The sequence below is a fragment of the Antarctobacter sp. genome (assembly GCF_965277915.1).
GTDB lineage: Bacteria > Pseudomonadota > Alphaproteobacteria > Rhodobacterales > Rhodobacteraceae > Antarctobacter.
In genome coordinates, this window is sequence record NZ_OZ255849.1 from 1,923,800 (window position 1) to 1,941,916 (window position 18,117).

Below are 18,117 nucleotides of genomic sequence, written 5' to 3' on the forward strand. Positions count from 1 at the left end.
GACCGGGCAGGCCGTCGATTGGACCGGGGTCAGCACCTGCCTCGACCAAGAGAAGCTGAAGCGTTGTACCGTCATCCTCGCCTGAGACGGCAGCCAGACCGCATTGCACAGCAGCAGGATCTGGATCGGGGCCAGGTTCCGGCGCTGGTCCAGTTGCGGGATTGGATGCAGGTGTCGGATCGGGATCGGTCGGCTCCACAATGGGCGTTCCGCCTGTCGGGGCCAAGGCCCAGCCATCCGTCTGCGGGGCAATCAGCGGTGGCGCGGGAGGAACGACCTCTGCCATTGTCACCCGATCCGGATTGACGAAACACTGTCCCAGCACCTCGGCGAGTTGCAGTGCCGCCTCTGGTGGCGATCCGTCAACTGTCTCGGTGCAGGTCGCGGCCTCAAGATCGCATTGCACAAAGATCGACCATTCCGGTTCCGCTGCACCATCCTGCAGGCTCGCCTCGCCATTGGCGTAGAGGACATATCGATCCCCATTGATCCGACCTTCTTGCCAAAGCCCGGGAAACCGCGGCGACGGAACATCGGCGTGTCGGGTTTGAACACCTGTCGCCCCGGGGAATTGCCTATCGAATGCGGCGCCAACGCAGGGTTCGGCAATCGCTTGCCCGGCCCAGACGGGAGCGGCCACCACGCAGACGGCCCGGAGGTTTCGACCGAGTTGCATCATTGATCCGCTCGGGCCAGCGGGCCGTGCACCCGGAACGCCAGAGCCGCCAGCACGACGGCATTGGTGTTCGTGGTATACGACCCGTTTGTAGACCCATCAGCTTCGTACAGGCCTTCGGGCCAGCCGCGTTCCGGATCCCCAAGGGGGGCCAGCGCCGTGACCAGTTCGCGTGTGTATTCGGTACCGAACAGAGCGTCCCAGGCGAAGGCGGTCTTCACGGTGACCGTGCGCTTGCTGTCCAGTCTTTCGCCGCTGAATGTCATGACCGCCCAGGGCGCTCCGCCCCCCCAGATTGTCGAGTAGATGAAATAGGGCGCCTCATCGAGATGCGACTCGCTCACCGCCGTCAGTTGTCCGGTTTCCCGCCAGCGTGCTTCTTGGGCCATGTAGATGGCGCTGGCAAAACGGTGCGACCGTGCGTCGAACCCGAATTCCAACCCGTCAAAGACGTAGGGTTCGGACACCGTGAAGGCCGGGGTCACGTTCCGGTGAAGGCGATCGTCCACCGGAATGGGCTGTCCGGCCACTTCTTTCACCATCAGGTTCGCCTCGGCGTCATAGGCGTTTATGGCGTCGAACCCGTAGAGCATCATCGCCTTGGCCGCGTACTGACCATAGCCGACCCGCCCCTCCTGATCCCGGCGCAAGCCGTTCTCACCTATGTTGCCGCCAATGAGTTGCCCATTTTCGACCATCTGATCGAGGTCCCAGTGATCCATGACGGCGGCCACTTTCGGGGCCAGAGCCGGGTAACTGTTTTCCGCATGGCTCATGGCAGCGACCATGCGGGCGATGTCCAGCGCCGACCAGCCAAGGCCGCGTTCGACCGGTTTATTGGTGTAATCCACCAGTTCGGCGGTCTGCACGTTGTAGGCCTTGTTCGGCAGGATGTCGTCGAACAGCCGGATCGTTGCCAGGGTGTTCAGCGCGCGGCCAAGGCGCATTTCGGCCTCGGACGAGTCGATCAAACCCAGCAGATCGGCCGAAATGACCGCCACGAAATAAGAGCCTGTCTCCCACATGGTGGTCGATGGGTATTGATCGGCAGAGTTGACCAGCCCGGTTTCGGGGTTGGTGTTGTTCTCGAAATAGGTCCAGGCGATGCGCGCATGCGACAGATCCCCGGTTCTGCTGGCCCCTGTCACCGCCAGTGGCAGGGGGTCGATCTTGTCGAATGCCTCGATCGGGTCTGGCGCATCAAGCGGCACCGAGAATTCCGCAGGTTGCGCCCGCGGGGAAGACGGCTTGGCGACGACGGGTGGGTCAGAGGGCATGTGCTCTTCCAAGGAAATGACAAGGGCAAGGCCACACCCCAGCGCCACCAGAAAGATGATATGGCTGCGAGCGTTTATCAGGTTCTCACGAAAACTCATACCGCTTGATCCTTATCGGGTTCGGGTGGTTGCCACATGGCCGCCGCTATTATGCCTGCCATGGCAAAACAATTGTTCAATCCCCAAAGCATGTTTGCAACGACGCCGCTTGCCGAATGGTTGGTCGTACCCAACCAGAGCGCGCCAGCGCCCCAAACCATCCCGGCCAGTGTCAGGACGACGACGGCGATCTGCGGACGGACAAGGCCGAGAAAGTTCCCGGCCTGGCGGACCTTTGGCGTTACCTTGAAAGAGATCTTCTCGCCACGCGCTACGGTCATGATGGCCTTCAGGCCCAAGGGGAAAAACGAAAGGTAGCTGGACTTGGCCGCGTATCCGGCGATACCCCAAGTGCCAACCATGATCGCCAGTTCCAATGTCACAAGAAACGGGATCAAGTGCAGGAAGAACTCTGCCGAATAGGCCGACACCGGCGATATGCCGGTGAACAGGTAGACCACCGGTGCAAACAGAAAGACGATGTTCCACAACGGAGCGAGGTAGGAATAGAAGGTCGTGCCATACATCAACCGCTGGCCCAGGGTCAGGCCCTTGCGGAAGATCGGATTGTCGTTGACCAGGATGTCTAGGCTGCCGCCCGCGTATTTAAACCGCTGGACCGTCCATGTTACGAGATCCTGAGGCGACAGCATTTTGCTTTCGACAATCGGATGCATCTTGGACTTCCACCCGCGCTCCCGGTCAGAGTGCAAGACGATGGAAGTGTAGATGTCTTCGGAGACGTGAAACCGGTACGGCGTCAGCACTTCGTCGGCGGCGGCTTCGGTCTTGATTGCCTCCATGAGTTCGGGGGCGATGTCGCGCTCCTTGGACGACACCGTGACGACCTCTTCGACGGCCCAGGTGCGTTCCTCGACCTTCTTGCCGAAACTGCGCAGGGCTGCCTCCATCACCGCCTCTCGACGGTGAATGGATCCGGCGCCGCAGCAGAAAGAAGCGTTCACCCAGTTCCGCCTGCGCTGGATGATATCATAGAACATCTTGGGATCGTTGACGAAGGGATCATCGCCATAGGTCACCGGCCCGATCACCTTTTCGATGCCGCGCCCCAACAGACGCCCCGGTGCGCCCAGAAAATTGGCCAGCCGCGCGGGCAGGCGCTCGCCCTCGGGAAGGTCATAGAACCATTGCGGCGTCTGCACCCAAGCCATTTTCGGGTCGCGGAAGTAGCCCAGTGTATGTTCCAGCAGTGTGGGGAAGGGGCGCGTGTCGGCGTCACAGATCACCAGGAAATCGCCGTGCGTTTCCTCCATCGCGTTGCGAAGGTTGCCGGCCTTGAAGCCTTCGTTCGTGGTGCGGGTGATATAGTTGGCGCCTTCGGATTCGGTGACGGCGCGCATTTCGGGCCGCCGGCCGTCGTCCAGAATGTGGATGCGCACGTCGATGGGATGCGGATAGGTCATCCGCTTGGCGTCCTGTATGCCTAAGCGCACCAATTCGGGGTCTTCGTTGTAGGTGGCAAACATCACGTCGACGACGATCAACCGGTCGCCTTCGGGATGGTTCGGGTCCACGTCCCGCAGCAGGGCAGGCGGCTCTTCGAGCTTGACCGGTTCATCCTTCCATAGGTTGAACGCAAACAGCAACATCCCGAAGTAAGCGCAGGTTTCAGCCAGGGCCAGGGGCACGGCAAACCACATCGCATCGGGGTTCAACGATCCTGTCCATCGCCACCAGATGTACCAGCCCCCCACGACAAGCGCGACGGTGACGAGGAATTGCCACAACGCCTCTCTCCACGGGTCATAAACCAGCGGGGGCGGCGGAGTCCGGTGCTCGAACTTCAGGAAATAGTCGTCTTCGATCATGCGCCCGCTTTCGCCTTGCGCGCCTCCCACGGGGTCGGACCCAGCCCGATGGTCCACGCAAGAAGGCCGATTTTGGAGATGCCCAGTGCAACGAGGAAAGACCCCGGCAGCGCCACTGCGTATCGCAGGACGACGATGGCCGTCGGCGACATGGCGTCGGACAGGCCCGATGTGAACAGGGCGATGTCATAGAGGTCGATCACGGCAGGGTGCACCAGGTAGACCCCGAAGGTGTATTTCGCCAGCTTTGACCATCGCGACGACCAATCAAGATACTGCCCGCCGATAAAGATCAGGAAGATACAGATCGGCATCAGGAAGTGTCCGTAGAAATCCCAGCCGGTGCGGATACCCCAGTTTCCAGTCTCATAGGCCACTGCGAAGAACGGTATCGTCGCGACATAGGCGAGTGCCGCAAAGTAGAACCCGCCCCTCCGCAAGAGGCGGCTTTCTCCGCGCGGGATTCCGTCTTTCCACAGACCGTAGATGGCAAAGGCCGCGAGCCCGTATCCGACATAGCCGAAAATCTTCAGCGCTCTCAGGATGTAATCGCGGATCTCGGGCTCCAGCCCCAGGCCCCAGACCCAGCCCTGGGTGTTGTTCATGATGCCCAGCGTCAGGAACAGCGTCATGCCCAGCACCGGATACCGCGTGGCGCCGCGCATCAGAGGATAGAACAGGAACAGCGCAAACAGCGTCGGCAGGAAGTGCATGTGATACTGCACCTTGCCCAGCAGGAAATAGCCGAACCAGTTCTGAACCTCGGTCACCTGCGTCCAGATGTAATCGGTGTAGTTGAACGCCTCGGCCTTTAGCAGGCGGAAGAAGGCGTAGAACACAACCCAGAACGCAAAGGGAACCAGAAGGCGCTTTGCCTGCGTCCCGATGGCCGCGCTATAACTTGGCAGTTTTCGATCCACCCGCATTGCCATCAGGAACAGCGAGAAGAAGAAGAACATCTCCGAGCCGGAAAATTCGCCGATAGAGCGCAGGAATACGGGAATCAAACGTTCCGACGGTTCGGCATCGGCAAAGGGTTTGCCGGCGAAGTCCGTCGTCGAGTGAATGAGCACGACGCCCATCGCAGCGAAAACGCGATTGGCGTCGAACCAGACGAGACGAGACTTTACACTCATGGGTTGGTCGCTGCTGCAGGGGCGACACAGGACTTCGGCAAGACGCGGCGCGGCTTTGGTGCCGGCAGGTTGTGTTTCTCGGGCCGGCAGTCGGTTGCGGCGGTTTCTCCTGCCGTCGCGACCGGACGGCAATACAGGAATTCGTCCAGCGGGATCACGGGGGCGATCTCCACGCCTTCGCAATTGCAGCAGTTCACGACTTCTTCCATCAGGCGCGGATGACACTTGTTGTCGCGCAAGTCGGTGCCGGCGAAGGATGTGTTCCAGAATTGGGTGTTGGTCGAAACCTGCTGCAGGATCGGGCCTTGGACCTTGTACAGAAGGGCTGCCAGGATGATCCCGTTGTTGTTGGCCGACTGAAGAGGGATAAACCCGTTTCCGTTTTCGTACAGGCCCTCGTAGAAACCGACATCCGGTTCGTACAGATCGGCGACGCTTTCGAACAGCAGGTCGGTGTAATCCGTATCCCACAGCGCCCACATCCCGATCGCCGCTTTGGCGGCAATCGCCGCACGATCTGGCTGATACTCGCCCGTTGGATCCAGGGTGTTCCAGGCATAGCCATCGGCAAAGATCGAATCGTAGACGAAGTAGGGTTTGCCGTTCACCTGGTGTTCGGAACGCGCTGTAATGATGCCGGTCTGCTCGTAACGGCGCTGCTGCACTAGATAGATCCGGTTGGCGAATTCCGCCCGCCATCCATGTGAGGCGGTCAGGCCGTCGTTGCTGCGATCTGTGGGCATATCCCACCCAAGTTCCAACCCATCAAGGATATAACCCTCAGTCAGGACATAGTTCTGGTTCTTGAAGACACGCGGATCGCGACCGTCGTGGGGGACCTTGACGTCGTAGATCGTCGTATAGGCCAGAGGTTCGGGCGACAAGGCGCGCGACACGTCAAAGCCCCAAAGCGCAAAGCCCTTGGCGGCGTATTCCTCGTATCCCAGCCGGCCTTCCTGCACGTAGCGGGTCTTGCCGTCGCCCTGGGTGAACGAACCGAACATGCGGCCATCCTCGTTCACCAGGTTGCAGAAATTCCAGCGCATCGGGACGTTGTCGACACTGTTGGCAAGATGTGGGTGGCGCTCTTTGAGGATGCGCAGCCAGACCAGCATTCGACCGATGTCCAGCGCCGACATGCCAACCTCTCCCGGTTCGTTGGCATAGTTCACCTTGGCCCCGGTCTTGGTGTTGTACACCTTGTTCGGGGCCTCGCCCCGGTACAGGTCAAGATTTCGCAGCGTGTTGATCAGCTTTGTGGCGCGGGTATCGAATTCGCGCTTGTCGATGACACAAAGCTCGTAGGCGGCAACCAGTGCACTGATGTAAGACGCCGTGTCCCAAAGGGTTGTCGAGGGATAGGATCCTACCGCGTTCACCAGGCCGGTTTCAGGCTGAAACCGCTTTTCAAAGTAGGACCAGGCCGTGCGTGCCATCTTGGCTTCGCGCTCTGTCAAAGGCCCGCTACGGCCAAAGTGCGCCTTGGACATGTTGCCCGGACCACGATTGCATTCCGCCGCGGGCTCGGCACCGTCGAAATTGATGATCAGCGGAGATTCCGAGGTGATCGTGACGCTGTTGTACTTGGCGCCGTTGACCGTCACGTTGTCGATCGTCACGGTTTTCGATCCCGAAGGCTTGGGGTCATCCTGCGCATGGACACCGTTGGGTGCGAGCAGGGCAAAACAGACCGATACGCCGGCTGCGGCAGTCATGGTGAGGGTCTTGATCTTCATCAGCGTGCTCCGATCTCGATCTGCGGATACTCGATACGTTCTAGCGGTCATGTTCCCACCTGAAAGCCAAGCAATAGACGGTTTTTTCGCGCGACCGGCCCATAGTCCACCCGATCTGCACATTCCATGATCAGGCCCAGACCGCGACCGGACTCGGCCCATGCGTCGACCTGCGACAAGACATTCCCGTGCTGACGCAGGTCAAACGCCGGGGCGCCTACCGGATCGAACACCTCGACCACGACCTCATGCTGGGTAGTGGTCAAGTGTATCTGGATCGGAATGTCCTTGTTGGAGGTCTCTGCATGCAGGACCAGATTGGTCAGGGCCTCGCTCAGGCAGATGCCGAAACGGGATTGCGCGACACCTTCAAGCCGTCCTTCCACCTGTCGACCGAGGGCGACAACCATGGGGTCGACCGCCTCCAGATCATTGGACATATGGAAGGTCTGCACGGTCATGACTTTTCGTTGAGTCCTTGGATGGCCGCTGCTTCGTCCCTGTACAAGGTAAACACCCGGTCCATCCGGCAGATCCTGAACATCTGCTCGACGTCCGAGGACAAGCCGCAGACGACCAGATCGCCGCGATGACCGATCTTTTTCAGGACCCCGGTCAGTGCCCCAAGACCGGAAGAGTCGATGAAATTCGTGGCGCTGAAGTCGATCACGATCCGGTTTGCCCCCGCATCCACGAGCGCGACGACTTCTTCCTTGAAGGTCTTGGCATGTATGGCCGTCAGGCGTTCTACACCCGGTCTGATAACGGTGACATCGTTCTTGCCATGGGTATTGGAGTGGATCATCTGTTCATTTCCTCGTCAGAACCAGCACGGTCAAATCGTCTTCGAGCGCTGCGCCTCCGCGCCAGTCATGCAATGCCTCTACTATACGTTCCGGCAATTCGTGCGTATCCGCATTGCGGTTTTGGTGGATGGTCTGCCGGAGGCGTTCAACTCCGAACGGGTTTTGCTGGGGATTGTCCGCCTCTTGCGCAGCATCGGAACAGATCACCAAGGTTCCACCCTGTTCAAAGCTCATCGTGTTGTTTTCATATTCGACATCAGGAAACATTCCCACCGGAAACCCCCCGTCTCCGACGGCTTGCGCGATTTCATTCGATGCGATGTAAAAGGGTGACGGATAAGCGGCCTGGCAAAAGTCCAAGCGACCCGTGTCGTTGTCGAGAACGCCGCAGAACATGGTGAAGTAATCATCGTTTTCCGAAACACTGAAGCGTTTGTTCAGATCAAAAACCAAAGCCGCGGGATTTGGCGAATTGCCGTCCGCCATCACCATATTCGTGAAATACTCGCGCGTGATCAGGTGGCCGATCGCGACCGACAGCAACGAGGCATGGATCCCGTGTCCGGAAACATCCACGGCGTAGAAACCGACCCGCTTGCCGTCGAGCGGAAAACAACCGAACATGTCGCCCGAAACCACGGCGGAGGGCACGAAAGCCGATGCGATATGCGTTCCGAATATGTCCTCGTGCAGCTCGGGCAGCAGCTGCCGCTGCGCATTGGCCGCGGTCTTGAGATCGGTCTGAATCCGGTCGTTGGCTTCTTTCAGGATCCTGTGCTGTTCCGCCAGTTCACGCGCGTGATGGATAAGGCGCGATGCCGCGCGCAACCGTGCCTGGAGCGCGGCCGTGTCGCGGCCCTTGCTTAGAAAATCGTCGGCCCCGGCCTCAAGCGCATCAGAGCGTACCTTTTCGTCAGCACTGCCGGTGATCAGGATGATATGCACATAGTGGCCAAGGTCGAGTTCCCGCAACCGTTTGGTAAGTTCGATGCCGTCTATGACCGGCATTCGGAAATCGCTGATGACGATCTGTGCGCCCGTCTGCTGGACCAACTCCAAAGCGACCTTTCCGTTTTCGGCAGTAGAGCATTTGTAGCCAAGATTTTCGATGACCTTGGCGAGGAAAGCCCGCTGGATCAGGTTGTCTTCGGCAACTATGACTTCGAGTGGTTGGGTCATCGGAGCAAGGTTGGGCATTCAAGGGCTGTTCGGATTGAAGGTGCCGGACAGTGGCGCGCGTGGCGTCGGCAAATCCCCGCACAGGAAGGCGTGAGCGTTGGAGAAGCGTTGTGCTACCACGATTCGACTGACCTTGTTTGACGGTAAGATTGCTATGCCGTGTATTGATATCATTTTGATAACGTGCTCCGGTCGATCCGAGAATGCCCCCGGATGGGTCTTCAGCGGCGCAAGTGTCCCGACGCCTTCTCATTCGGATAGATGACCAATCCCGATGCCCCGTGCAACGGGGAAAGGGAAGTCGACTTCGCCATTTGGAGCCTTGGGCCAACTCGCTATATTGGCGTCGGCGTGGCGCGCTGATATGTTCGGCTTTGCCCCGCGGCACGACTGAGGCTGCAGACAGGCCATCATCGCGCTGCACGACTGCGCGGCGACGGGACAGAACTCAGGCCGCCTTTGCGATCTGAACACTAAGGAAAGGTCATCGCTGATGAAGGGCGTGATTTTCGTTGAGTTGGTCAAGATGGCCGAACAGGCTTTTGGCGAAGACACAGTGGACATGGTCATAGAAAAGGCCGATCTTGAGAACGGCGGCGCCTTTACGACCGTGGGCAACTACCCCTGTTCCGAGCTGGTCAAGATGGTCGTGGCGTTCAGCAACCACTCTGGCCTCAGCGCCGAGGCCCTGCAAATCCAGTTCGGGCACTGGATGATGGATTTCTTTGCCGAGCATTATCCCGAGTTCTTCGTGGACCGGACATCCGCGTTTTCGCTGCTGGAGGCGGTGGATCGGGAAATCCACGTCGAGGTGAAAAAATTGTACCCGGATGCTGAACTGCCGCGGTTCGAAACGGAACGTCATGGCGAGAACCGCATGGAAATGGTGTACTCATCGCCCAGGCCGTTGGACGCCTTCTGCCAAGGGTTGATCGAGGCGTGCCTGAAACGTTTCGGCGAAGAAGGGGAGATTCAGCGCGTTGCGCACCCCGGCAATCCCAACGTCATGACTTTCGATATCAAGTTGCACGCCTGAACAGATGACGGATACCCCTGACGATCGCGTTTCGCGCGCCCGCTACGAGCGGGCTTTGAAAGCCCAGGCCGAGGCCGAGGCCCTGCTGGAGCAGAAAAGCCGAGACCTGTTTCTGGCAAACCAGAAGCTGTCCGAATATTCCGCCGACCTTGAACAGGCGGTGCTGGAACGCACGGCGGAACTGCGCAGCGCCCTTGAGAGGGCCGAGGCCGCCTCGACGGCACGCAGCCGGTTCCTTGCGACCATGAGCCATGAGATCCGGACGCCGTTGGGTGGTCTGCTGGGGATGATCGACCTGTTGTCGATGGATGAGGAAGATCCGAAAAAGCTCGAACTGCTGAATTTCGCCAAGACCGCGGGCGTGGGTCTGGGCCGGATCGTCAACGATGTGCTCGATTTCTCCAAGATGGAGGCCGGTGTATTCCTGTTCGAGGAAGAGAACGTGGACATCCGGGCGCTGATCGAAAGCATCCGGATACTGGTGGCGTCGCATGAGCATGGCGCGAACCGCAGGATCTTTGCGCGGATCGACGACAGCGTGCCCACGCTTTTCCTGGGGGACGCGACACGTATCCGGCAGGTGATCTCGAACCTGGTAAACAATGCGCTGCGCTTTTCGACGGATGGGCCGATCATCGTACGGGCAACCGCGCGCGATCACCCCGAGGGTGCCTTGCTGCGGGTCGAAGTCGAAGATTTCGGCGTCGGCATTCCCGAGTCCGAGGTCGAAAACCTGTTCAAGGACTTCACCCAGATTTCCAACCCGCTGACCGCCGCGGCGCAGGGCACCGGCTTGGGCCTCGCGATTTGCAAAAGGATCATCAAGGGCATCGGTGGCACGATTTCGGTGACCACGACCGAAGGCGAAGGATCGACATTCTGGTTCGAGATCCCGGTGCGGGTAGTCGTAAGACCCGAAGCCCGGGGGCAGAACGATCCTCTGCCGGAAGCCTACGACCAGACCGGGGACATCACCGGCAAGAAGGTCCTCATTGCCGAGGACAATATCATCAACCAGAAACTCCTGCTCACCTATCTCGACCGCATGGGACTGAAGGCGGATCTTGCCGAGAACGGGCGGATCGCGCTCGAGAAATTCGCCCCGGGCAAATACGATCTGGTGCTGATGGACGTGGCGATGCCGGAAATGGACGGGCTGGAAGCAACCCGCCGGATCCGCGACAAGTGGTCGGACGCGCAGATCCCGCCGATCATGGCGCTGACCGCGCATGTCATGGACGCGATCGAGGAAGAGGCCAAGTTGGTCGGTATCGACAGGATCCTTTCCAAGCCAATTCCTTTCGAGGATCTGAAAAGCGCGATCGAAGTCGCCATGTTCCCCGGGGTTCCGAATGCGTCCTTGACCAATGCGCCCGTCACGCAGCCCAAGAGCCGACCAGAAGCAGACACCAGGGAAGCGCGGAGCCTTGTCGACCTGTTGTCGCCCGACGTGCATGAACGGCTGGTCGATGTTTTTGGCCTGGAGGGGCTGTCGGATTTCGCAGGTAAATTCGTCAAGGATTCAAGCTCGCGGATCGAGGCCCTGCTTGCCGCCGAACGGGCTGGCGACCACGAAGAGGTCAGCGAACAGGCGCATTCGCTCAAGGGCGCCGCGATGGCTTTCGGGTTCAGTGACATGGTCGAATGGGCGAGGCAGATCGAAACCGGGGAAACCCACCTGAACGATGAAACGGTCGAGCAGACCGCAGCCAAGTTCAAAGCGAAGCTGGACGACCTGGACGCTTTGTTGAGCGGGTAAGGGGCGGTCAGGCATAGGCCTTTCGATCCAAGCGCGGATCGAACGGGAGCCCGGTTTCAGAACTTGAACTTGTAGGTGAGCGACAGGCTGCCGCCGGTTATTCCCGGTCCCGGCGCGTCGCCCTTGTTCCACGGCCACCGGTTGTTGCTGTAGTTGTTGTACGACAGAATCCAGTCATCATTGAAACGATAGCTGGCCGTATAGCTGTAGTCCGGTTGATAAGTGCCTTGCTCTCCCGGTTTGTAGAAATATGCCGTGCCACTGACGCGCAGCTTGTCCGTGACGGCATATCCGCAGGACAGGTTCAGGCTTTCCTTGAGCGGTTGCGGCAGACCAAGGCTGGCAGTACAGGGGATTTTCTTGTCGTTCGGCAGTGTCAACGCGGGCAACTTGTAACTGGCCCGGAGCTTGCCGCGGAACAGGTCGGCCACCGGACTGCCACCGCTCGTGAACCGGGCGGAATAATTGCTGTACCCAAGGCTCAATTTCTCGGTCACGCGATAGGTGAACGCATATGTATAGTCCGGATCCCAGGGCTTCTGATCCTTGGGGTTCGTGTAGGCGAGCAGTGCGCCCCGGAACGACAGTTTGTCGGTCAGTCGGGCACTGCAGCCCAGGCTGACACGCGGTTTTGCGTTCCCACGACTATCCTCGTCCGGGTTGAGATGCGCCAGAGACGTCGAGCCGGTCAGCGAGCAGTTGATGTTGAATCGCTCGATGAAGTCCTTCGGTTTTGTCAGGGCGGCAGGTGTCGGAGGAGGTGCCGGTGATGCAGCCCTGCTGGCGCCCGGCGCAACGGACTGTGGCGCCGCTGCGGTCAACGGTGTTGCCGGTTGTGCCCTTGGCACGTCCTCGGCGGGTTGCAGCGGGCCGGTAGGTTCGGCGCATGCAAAGGGAACAAAAGGCTCCTGCTCTGCGCAGACCGGGGCCACTTCCGGCAACGGTCCGCCCGAAGGCGCCGCTGTCGAGGCGGGGGCAACAAGATCGCCGGTGTCCGCTCCTCCAGCCGGGTCGACCGGTTGCACCCCTTCCGGAAGATCGGCGGGCCCCTCGGGAATAGGCGGTGCCTTGGCCGTGGTTTCCAAAACCGTTTCATCGACAACCGCTTCGAGATCTGGTTCCGGCGATGGTGGCGGCGGTGGTGGTGCCGTCCCGGCAAGGATCCACGCTGCCAGGTAGCGCGCGACCGTATCCAAATTGAGGTCGGAGGGCATCGCAGGGCGTTCACCGGCGCCGACATCCACGGTGAGAACCCGACCATCCTCAAATCGCACGTCACAACCAACAGCGGCCTCGCAATCCAGCTGGGCAACAAGCCTGCGTTTTTCGCCCTGGCTCAGGATCTTGGCCGATCCGTCGGGGAATATGACATATGTCCATTGACCGATTTCGCCCCGCTGGTGACGCGGCCAATACAGGGCGCTCGGCAAGTCCAGCACGATTTCCCGAGCGCCGGGGGTTGCTGGCTCTGCGGTATTCACAAACGCCGGGCGCGACGAGAAAGGCATTTGCGATGGTTCCAAGTCATCCCCACCGCTGGGCGATGCGTGGAGACAGGCAATCAGGGTTGCAATGACACGTGGGGGCAGGTTGCCAAGGCGTTTCACCTGCATGCGCCTTGCCCGATCGCGCGTGTCTGTCCGGGGCGGTCTTGTCATCATGTCCGTGCCCGCAGAAAACTCGCTAAATTTTGGTTTGTGCTCTTGCTTCGGGTCTGACTCGGCGCGCCCTGTTCTAAGCGGGTAACATACCGCACGCGGAATCGCCGTCCAAGTCTCCGCGATCACGTTTTTCCCGGTCAGATGCAGGCGCGCCGCCATCACGAACACAGGTTGGCAAATCTCGCCGGTACCCAGGGCAGGGAAAACGCAAAAACGGTCCGACAACCACCAACCGTCTGAAATCAAAAATCTGGCAAACCCCGACACTGGCTTGGTACCCGCTCCTTGGTATGGCCGAACAGGTCATGGCGGCAGATTCCAAGTGTGCCGCATAGCCCATTTTGGCGATCCGAGGATACGAGGCGAGGACACCTATCCTTTTGTCCCTTTTTTGATCCGCCCGCGAAATGGCGGCAGTTCCGGGCCTGTGACATCAGGAGGGAAGCAAACGTCACCCATATTTCGTGCGACGCACCAAGCAGTTCGCGCCAAGGCCTGAAGAGGATAATCCATTGTCGACCATACTGAGCCAGACGGTTTTTGAGACCCTGGGCACCGTGCATGACGACCAGATCGCAAACGCAATTGGCGCCGCAACGTCGAGCGAGGCCGTAGACCGTGTGAACGGTCTGCAAGGCGATGACGTCATCGCGACAGGTGGCGGCAGCGATCTTGCAGCCGGTGACATGGTCGGCGACGAATGGCAGTTCATCGACGGGCGCTGGGTCTATGACGCGGCGGCCGTGGTGGTCAGTGCCTGGGGCTCCATACACAGTTTTGACGACCTGATCGAAACCGGCGCAGGAGACGACGTCCTGCTGGGCAACTGGGGCAATGACACCCTGCGTGCCGGTCTTGGCAATGACCTTTTGAACGCGGGTTGGGGCGCGGACGACCTGTTTGGTGGGCTGGGTGACGACACCCTGAACCTTGAAGAGGGCAACGACTACGCAGAGGGCGGCCTTGGTGCCGACCTCATCAATGGCGGTGTGGGAGACGACACGATCCTTGGCGATGACCACGGCCTGAACCTGCTGGACAATGGTGCTGCGCCGGTGGCGCTGGAAGCTCTTGCCGGCCAGGGCGGTTGGAGCTTTTCCGACGATGAGGGGACAGACCGGATCGCGCAGTCTGCGGCGACCGTCGCCGGTGAAACCTACACCATTTCCTTTGAGCTTGCGACAAACCTGGCTGGCGGTTTTTCCGCGGCCGAGGTCGAGGTGCTTTGGAATGGCGAAGTCGTCGAAACGGTCCGGACCAGTTCGGCGGCCTATACCACTTATGAAATCGACGTCGTCAGCTCTGGGGCCGAGGGCGAACTGAGCTTTCGCGCGGTCGAACCGGTTGACGCCGTGACCTACGACCATTCAGGCGCGATCGTTTCCTACGACAAGTCCATGACGATCGCGGGCGCCGAGACCACGGTTGCGGCCTTTGCCCCGGGCCAGAGTGCCCTTTACCAGGTGATTGACGGTCATCTCCACGTCTTCGATACTCAGACGGGCGCGTACACGGCCGTGGGCAACGCACCGGGCTTCAAGATCAATGCCGTCGGCTTCAACATCGAGGACGACCTGATCTATGGGGTGGCCAAGTCCGCCGGGACGGACACGCTCGGCCAGGCGGTGAGCAGTTCTGACATCGTGATGATCGACGCGGACGGGGCGACCTATCGCATCGGTGCAGGGTTCTACGGCGATTATGTCGGCGACTTTGATGACCAGGGCAACCTCTGGACCTTCCACACCTCACTGGATCGCATCAGCGTTGTCGATGTCGACAACCTGGACGCCAATGGCAATCCGCAGATCACCTATTACCATTTTGACGCCTCCATGTTCACTGACCGGACCTATGACCTGGCCTTCAACGCGGCCGAGCAGGCGTTCTATGCGGTGATTTCCCCAAAAGCGAACGGCGCCGACGGCAAGGTCGTCAAGATCGACATGTCCGAGGTTGCTGATGGTGGAACGCCGATTGTCAGCGAAATCGCCATCACCGGCACGCTTTATGGCGAGGACATGGTGTCCAGCATGGCCCGCGGTGCCTATGGCGCGGTCTTCTTCGATGGCGACGGCAACCTGTACTACGGCTTGAACCGCGGTGACCACGATCTGGTCAGCAGCACTGCCAACACCGGCGCCATCTTCCGCGTGAACATGGATTGGGACCGGGGGCAGGCCTATGCCGAGTTCATGTCCAAGGCACCCGCGACCGGGTCCAACGACGGTGCGGTTGATCCCCGGTCTTCGGACGCCTTCGTGACGGTCGATGCCGACTCTGCGGTTCTCCTGCGAGAGCCCAGCCTGACCTTGGTCGAAGGGAGCAACGACACCCTGAACGGAGGCGAAGGCGATGACATCATCTCTGGCAACGCGGGTGACGACCAAATCAATGGTGGTGTGGGCAACGACCGGCTTTTCGGTGACGAAGGCAACGACAACATGCACGGCGCCGATGGAAACGATGTCATGGCCGGTGGAGAGGGCAACGACAGCCTGCAAGGCCAGTCCGGAAGCGACGTGCTTTCGGGCGAAGAAGGCAAGGATTACCTGAATGGCGGCTCCGGCTCGGACGCATTGAACGGGGGCATCGGCACTGACAAGTTGGTGGGGGGCACCGGCGCCGACACCATCGAAGGCGGCGCAGGCAACGATCACTTGTGGGGCGGCAACTGGTCCGTGGACGGCGAAGCGGACACTTTTGTCTTTGCCAACGGCTCCGGCAAGGATTTCGTCCACGACTTCGAAGCCGAGCATGACGTTCTGGACCTATCGGGATACGACACCGATCTGGCGACGGTTCTTGGGGCGGCGCAGGATCAGGGCTGGGCGACCATCATCGATTTGTCCAAGCTGGATGGTGGTGAAGCTGGCGACAAGCTGATCTTGAAGTCGGTCGACTTGGCTGACCTCGGGGAAGATAACTTCATATTCTGATTTGTCCGCGGAAATTGTGCGGGGCCGCCATTCGCGGCCTCGTCTCCTTATGCAAATCTCTTGCGTTCCCTATTGGTGTGTTGACACCATCGGTGGCCCATGCCGTCCTTCAGTCGTGACCAGGCCGCGACCTCCGTTCGAGGGGCCAAGGTAATGGCGCGCCGGGCGTTTGTGCGCAGCTTCGACGGCGGTCTTTTTTGCGGAATGGCGGAACAGGTCGCGATGGAGCGCCCGACCTTCCTCGTAGACCTCTTATGCGACGAGGGCGTGGTGGCCGTTGAGGTCAGGCCTCATCCTGTCTTCAAGGAAGTTCCGGCGCAATTTGCGATAAATCGTCGAAGGCGCGCACGCCCAACCGATCCGCGAGTTCCGGGGTCGGCATCTTTGCATCATGCCATTTAGGCGTTCTTCGAAGGTCAGATTAGGCGAGCAGCGTTCCTTTCACGACCTTCACGCAAGCTGCTGACTCCATAAAGGGTTTTCACTGAGTTTGTGACTTCTCCATTTCGGGCGAAGGCGCATGGCGGCAGGAGGCGTCGCTCTTGCTGGCCAAGGCCTGGTTTGGGCAACTGCCGGATATGGTGCATGAGGTCGGGCGCGTGACGCTGGCCGCGCCGTCGTGATTCGTGGCCGATGACGTCCGCACACATTTCCTGCCGCAGCTACTCAGGGCCTATGCCGAGATCGACCCCGGTGTGCGGCGGGTCGAGGTGGGGCCAGTGGCGTAGGGGGCCAGCCGGTCATAGAGAGCGGCGGCATGGGGGCCATGGTCCGCAATCAGTTGGTTGCGGGGCTGGCCGGCGCAGATCGCGCGCCAGAAGGCCGCGGCGGGGATCTGGCCGAACCATCCGACGCCTTCGGTTTCCTGCGGGGTATACAGCAGGTCCATTTCCGCGATCAGGCCGTTGCGCAGCGCCATGCCGGGGCGGATTTCCGGGCGCTCTACAGGGGTATGAGCGGGGAGATCATCGGGAAAGCCTGCGCGGGCAGTCCAGAACGGCTGATCGGCAAAGCGCGTCTCCAGCCGCAGGAAATCGCGCCCGATGCGGGCGTTGCGCAAATAGGTGTCGCGCGCACGTTTTTGCAGGTAGCGGCGGCAGAGCGCGTCGGACCCCGGTTGCGCCGTCAGTGTGCGCCGCGCGGCGGCGGCGGACAGCGCGCTGGACACTGCCCAGAACAGCCCGTGGCCGGACAGCGGATCCATCGCGGCCAGCGCATCGCCCACGGGCAGGCAGGTCAGATCCGCGATCGGCGCGGGCAGCAGCGGGGCAGAGGCGCGGGCCAATAGCGGCGTTTGTAGGGTGAACCCCGTTGTTCCCGCGCGGGTCAGGGCCTGTGACAGCCGGTCCTCCATCGGGTCGGGGCTGCGGGCGTCGGTGGTCAGCTGCGCCCAGGTGCGGCCATCGGGCAGCGCCGCCCGCCAGAGCCAGCCTTGGGGCAGGGCGGTGATGTCGAAACCGGGCGGGCCGGGGGTGTCCTGCCGATACCAGCCGCAGATCGACAGGGTGGAAATGGGCAGGGGGGTGCGGTCGGCCCGTCGCGCCTGCCGTCCGCGCGCGTCGATGATCCAGCGCGCGGTCAGGGTTTGGCCGTCCTGCAATGTCACCTGTCGGTCGGACAGCTGCGCCGCGCCGGTCAGTACCTGCGCACCCGCGTCGACCGCCGCTGCGCGCAGATGCGCGTCAAAGCGGTCCCGGTTTACGGCATGTTCTGTGTTCACCGATTGCGGCTGGTTGGCCCAGTCGACGCGGCGCGGAAACGGCCCCAGCGTGGTGCCGCCGTCGCCGATCCCGGTGGCGCGCAGCCAGTGGTGCAGCCGTGGGCTCAGCCCCTCGATCCGGCCTGAGGGTTTTTCGGGGTCGATCAGCAGAACGCGCAAGCCCTCGCGCGCGGCCAGCCATGCCGAAACCGCGCCCGCCGGGCCACCGCCCAGCACGATCATATCGGGGTTGCCTGTCATGTGATCACTCAACCGGCGCGGCCT

At 60.7% G+C, this 18,117-nt stretch carries 12 protein-coding genes; 3 read left to right on the forward strand and 9 right to left on the reverse strand.

The window, feature by feature from the left end; all coding sequences use genetic code 11:
• Positions 1-675 precede the first annotated feature (675 nt).
• Genes ACQY5B_RS10225 through ACQY5B_RS10255 form a run of 7 tightly spaced genes read right to left on the reverse strand, consistent with a single transcriptional unit; the run spans position 676 to position 8,738 of the window.
• Positions 676-2,052: a DUF3131 domain-containing protein gene (locus ACQY5B_RS10225; protein WP_420325354.1), complete on the reverse strand. Its 1,377-nt coding sequence runs from the start codon at positions 2,050-2,052 to the stop codon at positions 676-678.
• A complete protein-coding gene (locus tag ACQY5B_RS10230) occupies positions 2,049-3,881 on the reverse strand; it encodes a glycosyltransferase family 2 protein (protein ID WP_420325353.1) in 1,833 nt (610 codons plus the stop codon). The genes ACQY5B_RS10225 and ACQY5B_RS10230 overlap by 4 nt, the downstream gene beginning before the upstream one ends.
• Positions 3,878-5,017 carry an acyltransferase gene (locus ACQY5B_RS10235; protein WP_420325352.1) on the reverse strand — a complete coding sequence of 380 codons (1,140 nt, stop codon included), beginning with the start codon at positions 5,015-5,017 and terminating at the stop codon, positions 3,878-3,880. The genes ACQY5B_RS10230 and ACQY5B_RS10235 overlap by 4 nt, the downstream gene beginning before the upstream one ends.
• A complete protein-coding gene (locus ACQY5B_RS10240) occupies positions 5,014-6,753 on the reverse strand; it encodes a DUF3131 domain-containing protein (RefSeq protein WP_420325351.1) in 1,740 nt (579 codons plus the stop codon). Before ACQY5B_RS10240 ends, ACQY5B_RS10235 begins: the two co-directional genes overlap by 4 nt.
• A 47-nt stretch (positions 6,754-6,800) precedes the next feature.
• The gene (locus tag ACQY5B_RS10245; RefSeq protein WP_420325350.1) at positions 6,801-7,214 is read right to left on the reverse strand and encodes an ATP-binding protein; all 414 of its coding nucleotides are present in this window, start codon (positions 7,212-7,214) and stop codon (positions 6,801-6,803) included.
• Positions 7,211-7,558, reverse strand: a complete 348-nt coding sequence (locus ACQY5B_RS10250; RefSeq protein ID WP_428400340.1) for an STAS domain-containing protein — start codon at positions 7,556-7,558, stop codon at positions 7,211-7,213. Before ACQY5B_RS10250 ends, ACQY5B_RS10245 begins: the two co-directional genes overlap by 4 nt.
• A gap of 4 nt (positions 7,559-7,562) precedes the next feature.
• Positions 7,563-8,738, reverse strand: a complete 1,176-nt coding sequence (locus ACQY5B_RS10255; RefSeq protein WP_420325349.1) for a PP2C family protein-serine/threonine phosphatase — start codon at positions 8,736-8,738, stop codon at positions 7,563-7,565.
• A 493-nt stretch (positions 8,739-9,231) separates the two neighbouring features.
• On the opposite strand from ACQY5B_RS10255, the gene ACQY5B_RS10260 reads away from it, so the two are divergent.
• Together ACQY5B_RS10260 and ACQY5B_RS10265 are read left to right on the forward strand one after the other, a co-directional pair.
• Positions 9,232-9,774, forward strand: coding sequence for a heme NO-binding domain-containing protein (locus ACQY5B_RS10260; RefSeq protein WP_305968704.1), 543 nt, complete (start codon positions 9,232-9,234; stop codon positions 9,772-9,774).
• A 4-nt stretch (positions 9,775-9,778) separates the two neighbouring features.
• Positions 9,779-11,533, forward strand: a complete 1,755-nt coding sequence (locus tag ACQY5B_RS10265; protein WP_420325347.1) for an ATP-binding protein — start codon at positions 9,779-9,781, stop codon at positions 11,531-11,533.
• 56 nt (positions 11,534-11,589) lie between these two features.
• Here the strand turns inward: ACQY5B_RS10265 and ACQY5B_RS10270 are convergent, their stop codons facing one another.
• Positions 11,590-13,353, reverse strand: coding sequence for a hypothetical protein (locus tag ACQY5B_RS10270; protein ID WP_420325346.1), 1,764 nt, complete (start codon positions 13,351-13,353; stop codon positions 11,590-11,592).
• Positions 13,354-13,706: 353 nt separating this feature from the next.
• Here ACQY5B_RS10270 and ACQY5B_RS10275 point away from each other — a divergent pair, with 353 nt between their 5' ends.
• Positions 13,707-16,133, forward strand: a complete 2,427-nt coding sequence (locus ACQY5B_RS10275; protein ID WP_420325345.1) for a calcium-binding protein — start codon at positions 13,707-13,709, stop codon at positions 16,131-16,133.
• Between the two features lie 673 nt (positions 16,134-16,806).
• Here the strand turns inward: ACQY5B_RS10275 and qhpG are convergent.
• Entirely contained in the window at positions 16,807-18,093 is a 1,287-nt protein-coding gene (gene qhpG / locus ACQY5B_RS10280; RefSeq protein WP_420325344.1) for a flavin-dependent monooxygenase QhpG, read from the reverse strand.
• Positions 18,094-18,117 lie beyond the last annotated feature (24 nt).